We start from the raw sequence: 10,284 nt of genomic DNA, 5'->3' as shown, positions 1-10,284 counted from the left end.
CCCCTGCCGCATGCCCTGGGTGTGCCTGGCGCCCGCCACAGCGTGCGCCTGTGGATTGGTTTTGCCATTTCGGCGCTGGGCATCTGGGCACTGTTTGCGCAGTTCTGGGCCTTCGCCCAGACGCAACCGGTCGTGCTGCAGGCACTGGGGGGTGGCATGGTCGCCGCACTGGCGACGGCGCTGGGCACTGTGCCGGTGATGCTGTCGCAGAGCATGAGCGATCGCACCCAGGACACCATGTACGGTTTTGGCGCCGGGGTGATGCTGGCCGCCTGCGCGTTCTCGCTGATCCTGCCCGGCATGGAGGCCGTGCGCCAGCAAGGCGGCTCCGACTGGATGGCCGCCGGCGTGCTGGCAGCCGCCATCCTGCTCGGGGCGACCGTGATGCTAGGCATGGACCGCCTGCTGCCCCACGAGCACTTCATCAAGGGCCGCGAAGGCCGCGACGCCGACACGGCCCGCAAGCTGCAGCGCACCTGGCTGTTTGTATTTGCGATTGCCCTGCACAACCTGCCCGAAGGGCTGGCGATTGGCGTGGGCTACGCCGGCAACGACAGCCTGGCGGCCAACGCGCTGGCCATGGGCATTGCCATCCAGGACGTGCCCGAAGGGCTGGTGGTGGCCGTGGCCCTGCTGGCCGCAGGCTACCGCAGGCGCCTGGCCGTCACCCTGGGCATGCTCAGTGGACTGCTGGAGCCGATCGGCGCCGTGCTGGGCGCGGCCGTGGTCAGCACCTCGCTGGGGCTGCTGCCCTGGGGGCTGGGGTTTGCGGCAGGGGCCATGCTGTTTGTCATCAGCCATGAAATCATTCCCGAATCCCACCGCAAGGGCCACGAGACCTTTGCCACCGGGGGGCTGATGCTGGGCTTTGTGCTGATGATGGTCATGGACACCGCACTGGGCTAGCGCATGGCGATGGTCGGCGCTGGGCCGGGATAGGACAAAACACTACGCCAAGCTCAGACACGGCGCACGCAACAAGCCGCATCGGCGTGAAAAATTGCTGCTATCAGCAACCACCAGATCCCAAGGAAATCCTATGACCTACCGCCTTTTGCTCTCCAGCATCGCCGCAGCAGCACTGGCCGGCTGCGCAGGCCTCGGCAACGACCCCACCGCCACTGCAGAGCTGCAACCCACGGCCGGCAACACGGTGACGGGGAAAGTGCACTTCATGCAGCACAAGCACGGCATGGTCAAGGTGTCTGGCCAGATCAGCGGCCTCAAGCCCAACTCCGAGCACGGCTTCCACATCCATGAGAAGGGCGACTGCTCCAGCCCCGACGGCACCAGCGCGGGCGGGCACTTCAACCCCGGCAACACCGCGCACGGCAAGTACGGCCATACACCCCACCACGCCGGCGACCTGCCCAGCCTGCGTGCCAACGCCGATGGCGTGGCCATCGTGAACTATGAAACCGCCCAGATCAACCTGGGCAGCGGCGACAACGACGTCACGGACCGTGGCCTGATCGTGCATGCCAACCCCGACGACTACACCACCCAGCCCACCGGCAACGCCGGTGCCCGCCTGGCCTGTGCCGTCATCAAGCGCCAGTAAAGCCCCCTCGCCCCCGACCGCTGCACGCCACCGTGCGTCGGCTCCCGGCTTGTCCACCGGCGCCTGGCAACCGGCGCCGGTGGTGTTTACAGCCTTGAATGACGGCACCGCCCAGGTCACCACACCGCAGCATTGCACGGAGGCGGGATGCTTCATGCATCGTGACGTGGGCGACTCGCCACATTCCAGGCGAGTGCACGCAGCAGCCACCGTGTGCGCTGGGCGTGCAACAGCGGCATCGCCAACCACAAATTCAGGCGCAAGCACCCCAGACCGATGCGGGATGCACAGATTTTTAGCAGTGTTTTTGGCCTCCAACGCACACCAGGCAAGCGCAGACTGCTCTATTTTTAAAAAATCCACAGACTGCAAGCCCCGTCAAGCGATGTCCATGCTGCGTGCACAGGTTTGACCTGAAATCGACGCGTATTTGGCGAACTCGCACAATCGCGCACATCTCAGTTGTCCGCATTGTTTGTGCACTCCGCAAAATCTTCTCTCACAGCCCTCACCCTTGGCGCCCTGGGTGTGGTGTATGGCGATATCGGCACCAGCGTTCTGTACGCGCTCAAGGAAGTCTTCAACTCCGGCCACATCAGCCTGACTCCCGAGCATGTGTACGGTGTGCTGTCGCTGGTGGCCTGGACGGTCACGGTCATCGTTTCCCTCAAATACGTCACGCTGGTGCTGCGGGCCGACAACCGTGGCGAAGGCGGCCTGGTGGCCATGTTGGCCCTGGCGGCCCAGGCGGTCGAAGGCCACCCCCGCCTGCGCAAGGTGCTGATGGCGATTGGCATCTTCGGCACCTGCCTGTTCTATGGCGACGGGGTCATCACCCCGGCCATTTCCGTGCTCTCGGCCGTCGAAGGCCTGGCCGTGCTGTCGCCGCGCTTTGAATCCTCGGTCGTCCCGTTGACCCTGGCCATCCTGCTGGCCCTGTTCGCCGTGCAAAAGCGCGGCACGGCCGGCATCGGCCGGTGGTTTGGCCCGATCATGCTGGTGTGGTTCCTGAGCCTGGCCGGCCTGGGCATCTGGCACATCGCCCACCACCCCACCATCCTGTGGGCACTGAGCCCGCACTATGCGCTGCAGTTCATCTGGGACGAGCCCGGCATTGCCTTCTTGCTGCTGGGCGCCGTGGTGCTGTGCGTCACCGGCGCCGAGGCCCTGTATGCCGACCTGGGCCACTTTGGCAAACGCCCGATCCGCCAGGCCTGGTTTGGCGTGGCCATGCCCGCGCTGCTGCTGAACTACCTGGGCCAGGGTGCCCTGCTGCTGCAGCAACCCGAGGCCGTCAGCAACCCCTTCTTCGCGATGGCGCCACGCGCGCTGCTGCTGCCCCTGGTGGTGCTGGCCACGGCGGCCACGGTGATTGCCTCCCAGGCGCTGATCACCGGCGCCTTCAGCGTGACCAAGCAGGTGATCCAGCTGGGCTACCTGCCGCGCCTGCAGGTGCTGCACACCAGCGAGACCGACACCGGACAGATCTACATGCCCCTGGTCAACTGGGGCCTGTGCGTGGGCATCGCCCTGGCCGTGATCTTCTTCCAGTCCTCCGGCGCGCTGGCCGCCGCGTACGGCATTGCCGTGACGCTGGACATGCTGATCACCACCATCCTTACCTTCTTCGTGGTGCGCTGGGGCTGGCGCTATCCCCTGCTGCCCGTGGCCGCCGCCACGCTGTTCTTCCTGGTCGTGGATGTCAGCTTCTTTGCCTCCAACCTGATCAAGCTGCCGGACGGCGGCTGGTTCCCGCTGGCGATTGGCGGTGCCATGTTCGTGCTGATGCGCACCTGGCACACCGGACGCCAGCTGATCACCGCGGCCATGGAGCACCACGCACTGCCGCTGGCCAGCTTTCTGGACATGCTGCGCCATGACAGTAACGTCACACGCGTGGCAGGCACGGCGGTGTTCCTGTCGTCGCAGGCCGGCACCGTGCCCAGCGCCCTGCTGCACAACCTCAAGCACAACAAGGTGCTGCACGCGCGCAACCTGTTCGTGACCGTGCGCCACCACGAGGTCGCGCACATCCCGGTGTCGCAGCGCTTCAACGCCACCGACCTGGGCCATGAGTGCTGGCAGGTCATCCTGCACTTCGGTTTCAAGGACGAACCGCATGTCCCGGCCGCCCTGTACCTGCTGGCCAGCCGCCAGACCATCCCTTCGCTGAGCGACATGGAGACCAGCTACTTCCTGTCGCGCGACATCATCGTGGCGCAACGCGGCCATGGCATGGTGCTGTGGCGCGAGAAGCTGTTCGCCCAGATGTACCGCAACGCCGGCTCGGCCGCCGACTTCCTGCACCTGCCGCACCGCAGCGTGGTGGAGCTGGGCAGCCAGATCGTGATCTGAACCCCGGGGCACCTGTCCCGTGCAGCGCGCCCTGGCCTGGATCAATCCGCCCCCAGCTGACCGAGGTGCGGTCATCCATCCCGATGCAAGGCCGGCCCGCACAGGCCGGTGCCGGCTATGCTGTCTGCCATCCTTGGCTGTGGAGACACCATGCGCGACACCTTCCGCACAGCGCCGCCCCACGATGCGGTAAGTGCCACCCGCTTGCCCCCTACTGGGGCATACCAAGCCCGTGATTCGGCAGTGTTCACACGCCTTGGGCGCAATGTCCGCCCCTGCCGTGCTACCCACCTGCTGGCGCGGACCTAGGCCCGCCATGCCGCTTGCAGGCCGCCCCACACGCCCGCGCGCGGTCCGGCGCGCGGCATGGGCCCTGCTGCTCGGCGGGTGGCTGGCACTCTCCGGCGCCTGGGGCCAGACGCTGACCCTGGCCGGCCCCTACCACCGCCAGCTGGACATCCAGGCCTACTGGGTCAGCGAGAAATATGACGGCATCCGTGCGCACTGGACGGGCCAGCAACTGCTCAGCCGCCAGGGCCTGCCAATCGAGGCGCCGGCCTGGTTTGTGCGCGGCTGGCCGCGCACCCCGCTGGACGGTGAGCTGTGGGCCGGGCGCGGCCAGTTTGCCGCGGTGCAATCGACCGTGGCCCAGGGCGCGCAGGACGATGCTGGCTGGCGTCGGTTGCGCTACATGGTGTTTGATGTGCCCCAGCACCCCGGGCCGTTCACCCAGCGCCAGCAGCAGTTGCAGCGCACCGTGGCAGCCATCGGCCAGGATTGGGTACAGGTGGCCCCGCAATGGCAGGTGCCCAGCCATGACGCCCTGCAGCGCCAGCTGCGCAGCTACAGCCAGGCGGGCGCCGAGGGCTTGATGCTGCGCCACGCCCAGGCGCCCTACCGGGGCGGGCGCAGCGAGGACCTGATCAAGCTGAAGCTGTTCAAGGACGCCGAGGCCGTGGTCGTGGCCCACCTGCCGGGCCAGGGCAAATACCGCGGCATGACCGGCGCGCTGCTGGTCGAGGCCCCCAGCGGCCAGCGCTTCAAGCTGGGCAGCGGCCTGAGCGATGCCGACCGCCGCCAGCCACCGCCGATTGGCAGCACCATCACCTACCGCTTCAACGGCACCCACCCCAGCGGCCTGCCGCGTTTTGCGCGCTACTGGCGGTTGCGCACCAGCGATCAGCCATAAAAAAAGAGAGCTGCTTGCGCTGGTTTTGCAAGGATTTCAGATGGTTTGACATCCTAAGTCCAGACAGAACATGCGCTGCTTGCTCTCTTTTTCATGGACCCTGCCACGGCCGTGGCCAGGGTCCGCCCATCCAGACTCAGGCCTTCTTGGCCACGGTCTTGGCGGCAGCCTTGGTCGTGGCTGCTTTCACCGCAGGCTTGGCCACCGGTGCCGCCTTGGCGCGTGCTGCGCGGGGCTTGGGCGCAGCCTGGGCCGACGGGGCCTGCACCACGCAGTCGGCGTAGAAGCGCACGTTACCCTGGTCGTCCTCGATCTCCACCAGGCCGTGGATGTCGGTTTCAAACCCGGGGCACTCCTTGGCGAATTCGCGCGCGAACAGCAGGTAGTCCACGATCTTCTTGTTGAAGACTTCGCCGGGAATCAGCAACGGAATACCGGGTGGGTAAGGCGTCACCAGACCCACGGTGATGCGGCCTTCCAGGTGGTCGATCTCGACCCGCTCGGTCTTGCGCTGGGCAATGTGGGCGTAGGCGTCCGAAGGCTTCATTGCGGGCTGCAGGTCCGACAGGTACATCTCCGTCGTCAGGCGGGCGATGTCGTACTTGGCGTACAGCTCGTGCACGTGCTGGCACAGGTCCTTGAGGCCCATGCGCTCGTAGCGGCGGTGCTGCTGCACGAACTCGGGCAGGATGCGCGCCAGCGGCTGGTTGCGGTCGTAGTCGTCCTTGAACTGCTGCAGCGCCGTCAGCATGGTGTTCCAGCGGCCCTTGGTGATGCCGATGGTGAACATGATGAAGAACGAGTACAGGCCGGTCTTCTCGACCACCACGCCATGTTCGGCCAGGTACTTGGTGACGATAGAAGCGGGAATGCCGGTGTCGGCAAAGTCGCCGTCCAGGTCCAGGCCGGGCGTGACGATGGTGGACTTGATCGGGTCCAGCATGTTGAAGCCGTCGGCCAGGTCACCAAAGCCGTGCCAGTTGTCGAATTCCTTGCCGTTCTTTTTCTTGGACTTGGTCTTGGGCGCGGCATCCTTGCCGCGGATGATCCAGTCGTCCGCGCGGCCCACGCCCTCTTCCGCCAGCTTTTCGGGGCCCCAGACCTGGAACCACCAGTCGTCGTCGCCGAACTCGTCGTCCACCTTGCGCATGGCGCGGCGGAAGTTCAGCGCCTCCAGAATCGACTCTTCCACCAGCGCTGTGCCGCCGGGCGGCTCCATCATGGCGGCCGCCACGTCGCAGCTGGCAATGATGCTGTACTGCGGGCTGGTCGAGGTGTGCATCAGGTACGCCTCGTTGAACAGGTGGTGGTCCAGCTTCTCGTTCTGCGAGTCCTGCACCAGCACGTGCGAGGCCTGGCTGATACCGGCCAGCAGCTTGTGGATGGACTGCGTGGCGTAGACCACGGACTCCTTGGGACGCTGGCGCTTCTTGCCCATGGCATGGTAGGTGCCATAGAAGGGGTGGAAGGCCGCGTGCGGCAGCCACGCCTCGTCGAAATGCAGGTTGGCCACATAGCCGTCCAGCATGGTCTTGATGGTCTCGGTGTTGTACAACACCCCGTCATAGGTGGACTGCGTCAGCGTCAGCACGCGCGGCTTGACGGTCTGCGCGTCCACGCCCTTGAGCAAGGGGTTGGCGGCAATCTTGGCCTGGATCGACGCGATGCTGAATTCGCTTTGCGGGATCGGGCCGATGATGCCAAAGTGGTTGCGCGTGGGCTTCAAGAACACCGGAATCGCACCCGTCATGATGATGGAGTGCAGGATGGACTTGTGGCAATTGCGGTCCACCACCACCACGTCACCGGGCGCCACGGTGTGGTGCCAGACGATCTTGTTCGAGGTGGAGGTGCCGTTGGTCACAAAGTAGCAATGGTCGGCATTGAAGATGCGCGCGGCATTGCGTTCGGACTCGCCAATGGCGCCGTTGTGGTCCAGCAGTTGGCCTAGCTCTTCCACGGCATTGCACACGTCGGCGCGCAGCATGTTCTCGCCATAGAACTGGTGGTACATCTGGCCCACGGGCGTCTTCAGGAAGGCCACGCCCCCGGAGTGACCGGGGCAGTGCCAGCTGTACGAGCCGTCTTCGGCATAGTCCAACAGCGCCTTGAAGAACGGGGGTTGCACGCTTTCCAGGTAGGCCTTGGCTTCGCGGATGATGTGCTTGGCCACGAACTCGGGCGTGTCCTCGAACATGTGGATGAAGCCATGCAGCTCGCGCAGGATGTCGTTGGGCAGGTGGCGGCTGGTCTTGGTCTCGCCGTAGATGTAGATTGGCACCTCTTCATTCTTGCGGCGCACTTCGCCAATGAAGCTGCGCAGGCTGTGAATGATGGGGTCGTCGTTGTCGCCGGTCAGCTCTTCGTCGTCGATCGACAAAATGAACGCACTGGCACGACTTTGCTGTTGCGCAAACTGGCTCAGGTCACCATAACTGGTCACCCCAAGGACCTCAAAGCCCTCATCCTCAATGGCCTGCGCCAGGGCACGGATGCCCAGGCCAGACGTGTTGTCGGAGCGGTAATCCTCGTCGATGATGACGATGGGAAAACGGAATTTCATGCGCAACCCCTTGCAGTCGGGAACCAATAAAAGTCAGATAGGCGCGCAGTGTAAGTAATATCTAGGTTCAGCCTGCAAATTGCAGACGCTTTTCCTAAATTTACGAGCAGTTTCACCACTGCGCCACACACATAGCCTAGGGAGTGACGCCGTGGAGGCAAGTACTATTTGGTGGATTTTGGCCGGCATTGCGATTGCCGCCGAGCTTCTGACGGGGGGCATCTACCTGCTGATGATTTCCACCGGGCTGGCCGCAGGCGCCATCGCCGCCCACCTGGGGCTGGGCCTGCCCGCACAGATCAGCACGGCCGCCATCATCGGCGTGCTGGCCGTTTTGCTGTGCCGCCGCATCCGCGGCCGCCGCATACCCGAGTTGCCCACCGCCGCCAACCCCGACCTGAATCTGGACATTGGCGAAACCCTGCACGTGCCCGAGTGGAACAGCGATGGCACGGCGCGCATCCCCTACCGAGGCAGCCAATGGACCGTGGTGCTGCGACCCGGCAGCCTGCCGTCGACAGGCCTGTACCGTGTGATCGAGGTACAGGGCAACCGCCTGATCGTGGACAAGGCCTGACCTGGCCAAGTCACCTGTTTTTTGTCTTTCGTTTTTCTCTTCAAAAGGTTTGGACCATGGAAATTGCCATCATCGGTTTAGTGATTGCTGCCATCTTCATCAGCATGTCGGTCAAGATCGTTCCCCAGCAGCACGCCTGGATCAAGGAACGCTTCGGCAAATATGCCGGCACACTGAGCCCCGGTCTGCGCATCATCATCCCCTTCATCGAGAAGGTGTCGTACAAGCACAGCCTCAAGGAAATCCCGCTCGATGTGCCCAGCCAGGTCTGCATCACGCGCGATAACACCCAGCTGCAAGTCGACGGCATCCTGTATTTCCAGGTGACCGACCCCATGCGCGCCAGCTATGGCTCGTCCAACTACATCATGGCGGTGACGCAGCTGGCCCAGACCTCACTGCGCAGCGTGATCGGCAAGCTAGAGTTGGACAAGACCTTTGAAGAACGTGACATGATCAATGCCCAGGTCGTCAATGCGATCGACGAAGCCGCGCTGAACTGGGGCGTGAAGGTGCTGCGGTATGAAATCAAGGACCTGACCCCGCCCAACGAAATCCTGCGCGCCATGCAGGCCCAGATCACCGCCGAGCGCGAGAAGCGCGCGCTGATCGCAGCTTCCGAGGGCCGCCGCCAGGAACAGATCAACATCGCCACCGGCGAGCGCGAAGCCTTCATCGCCCGCTCCGAAGGTGAAAAGCAGGCCGCCATCAACAAGGCCCAGGGTGAAGCCGCCGCCATCACCACCGTGGCCGAAGCCACCGCCCAGGCACTGGAGCGTGTGGCCCAGGCCATCCAGCACCCGGGTGGCGAGCAGGCCGTGCAGCTCAAAGTGGCCGAAAGCGCCGTCGATGCCTACAGCAAGGTGGCCCAGGACGCCAACACCACGTTGATCGTGCCCAGCAATATCTCCGAAGTCTCCGGCCTCATCGCTTCCGCCATGCGCGTGGTGCAGCAAGGCGGCTCGCGCGGCTGAACGCGAAATCACGTCCACCTGCAAAGTTTTGCGCCTTTCTCCATTTGAGGCTGCAAAAGCAGGTTAGAATTTCAGCTTCACGGAGAGGTGGATGAGCGGTTTAAGTCGCACGCCTGGAAAGCGTGTGTGGGTTAATAGCCCACCGCGGGTTCGAATCCCGCCCTCTCCGCCAGATTGCAAGCCAAGCTGAATGCTTGGTTTTTCAATTCAGCTCACAGCTTGACTGTGCACCCAGGAAGGGTGGATGAGCGGTTTAAGTCGCACGCCTGGAAAGCGTGTGTGGGTTAATAGCCCACCGCGGGTTCGAATCCCGCCCCTTCCGCCAAAAAAATCAACTAAGCCCCTGATTTCAGGGGCTTTTTTGTTTTTTAAATTATTAAATCTACCATCCTATCCACCATTAAATTTCTGATTGATCCGTACTCCATCGGACTTCTTCGGACTTGTGCAGAGATACCCGCAGCAGCTGAACTCTATTTTTTTTCAACTACATATCACTAGCTTGGCCTACCTACCAGGCCCTTTACCAGCCATGCAAGCCTGAGCCATCGCTCGGGCTTTTTTGCATCTACACCTTCGTCTGGAGCTACTGATGGACTTCCCCCCCTTCTGCCCCTACTGCCAAAGCCGCGACGTGGTCCCTCGGGCCACGGGCCTCAAAATCTTTGGTGCCATCGGCATCGTTGTGGGCGCTGCCGGCGCCTTCAAAGCCTCGCTCAAGGCCTTGCAAGTGCTGCAAAGCGGCAGTGTTGCCTTGCCAGGTATTGCACTCACAGGCATTGCCAGCGCGGTCCTGACCGCAATGAGCGCCAGTGCCCTGGGCTGCGAAATCGGCACCAAAGCGGGCGCGCAGCTCGATCGCATGCTGCTGGGCAACCGCTTTTGTAGGAGTTGCAAGCGCAGTTTTATCTACCTGTGACCTCTCTCTATTGGGTGGTGTTTTTTTACACCGCTTATTGAATAAGACGCATTTGTTTTTAAAGGATTTCTCATGGCACATCTCGTAGAAACCATGGCCTACGCTGGTCAAACCCCTTGGCATGAACTGGGCCACGCACTGAATCG

General features: G+C 63.4%; 8 protein-coding genes and 2 tRNA genes. 9 read left to right on the top strand and 1 reads right to left on the bottom strand.

Going from position 1 to position 10,284, the window contains the following annotated elements:
- Nucleotides 1–3: 3 nt before the first annotated feature.
- The 4 genes from CA2_RS13595 to CA2_RS13580 all read left to right on the top strand — a co-directional run bounded on the left by CA2_RS13595 (nucleotide 4) and on the right by CA2_RS13580 (nucleotide 5,105).
- On the top strand, nucleotides 4–906 hold the full coding sequence (locus CA2_RS13595; RefSeq protein WP_042418296.1) for a ZIP family metal transporter: 903 nt from the start codon (nucleotides 4–6) through the stop codon (nucleotides 904–906).
- A 133-nt stretch (nucleotides 907–1,039) separates the two neighbouring features.
- The gene (locus CA2_RS13590) at nucleotides 1,040–1,561 is read left to right on the top strand and encodes a superoxide dismutase family protein (protein WP_042418287.1); all 522 of its coding nucleotides are present in this window, start codon (nucleotides 1,040–1,042) and stop codon (nucleotides 1,559–1,561) included.
- 477 nt (nucleotides 1,562–2,038) lie between these two features.
- Nucleotides 2,039–3,916 (top strand): potassium transporter Kup, encoded by a 1,878-nt coding sequence (locus tag CA2_RS13585; RefSeq protein WP_042418293.1) that lies wholly within the window; start codon nucleotides 2,039–2,041, stop codon nucleotides 3,914–3,916.
- 316 nt (nucleotides 3,917–4,232) lie between these two features.
- Nucleotides 4,233–5,105: a DNA ligase gene (locus CA2_RS13580; protein WP_042418285.1), complete on the top strand. Its 873-nt coding sequence runs from the start codon at nucleotides 4,233–4,235 to the stop codon at nucleotides 5,103–5,105.
- 136 nt (nucleotides 5,106–5,241) lie between these two features.
- On the opposite strand, the gene CA2_RS13575 is transcribed toward CA2_RS13580, so the two are convergent.
- Nucleotides 5,242–7,668: an arginine/lysine/ornithine decarboxylase gene (locus tag CA2_RS13575; protein WP_042418283.1), complete on the bottom strand. Its 2,427-nt coding sequence runs from the start codon at nucleotides 7,666–7,668 to the stop codon at nucleotides 5,242–5,244.
- A gap of 151 nt (nucleotides 7,669–7,819) precedes the next feature.
- Between CA2_RS13575 and CA2_RS13570 the strand changes: the two genes are divergently transcribed.
- The 5 genes from CA2_RS13570 to CA2_RS13550 all read left to right on the top strand — a co-directional run bounded on the left by CA2_RS13570 (nucleotide 7,820) and on the right by CA2_RS13550 (nucleotide 10,138).
- Nucleotides 7,820–8,245 carry an NfeD family protein gene (locus CA2_RS13570; RefSeq protein WP_042418281.1) on the top strand — a complete coding sequence of 142 codons (426 nt, stop codon included), beginning with the start codon at nucleotides 7,820–7,822 and terminating at the stop codon, nucleotides 8,243–8,245.
- Nucleotides 8,246–8,301: 56 nt separating this feature from the next.
- Nucleotides 8,302–9,219, top strand: a complete 918-nt coding sequence (locus CA2_RS13565; protein ID WP_042418280.1) for an SPFH domain-containing protein — start codon at nucleotides 8,302–8,304, stop codon at nucleotides 9,217–9,219.
- Between the two features lie 81 nt (nucleotides 9,220–9,300).
- Nucleotides 9,301–9,391: transfer RNA gene (locus CA2_RS13560), tRNA-Ser, on the top strand.
- Nucleotides 9,392–9,453: 62 nt separating this feature from the next.
- Nucleotides 9,454–9,544: transfer RNA gene (locus CA2_RS13555), tRNA-Ser, on the top strand.
- A 267-nt stretch (nucleotides 9,545–9,811) separates the two neighbouring features.
- Entirely contained in the window at nucleotides 9,812–10,138 is a 327-nt protein-coding gene (locus CA2_RS13550; RefSeq protein WP_051519679.1) for a hypothetical protein, read from the top strand.
- Nucleotides 10,139–10,284 lie beyond the last annotated feature (146 nt).

This window comes from Comamonas aquatica NBRC 14918 (genome assembly GCF_000739875.1).
Classification (GTDB): Bacteria; Pseudomonadota; Gammaproteobacteria; order Burkholderiales; family Burkholderiaceae_C; genus Comamonas; species Comamonas aquatica.
This window is presented reverse-complemented; position numbering and strand designations above follow the sequence as displayed.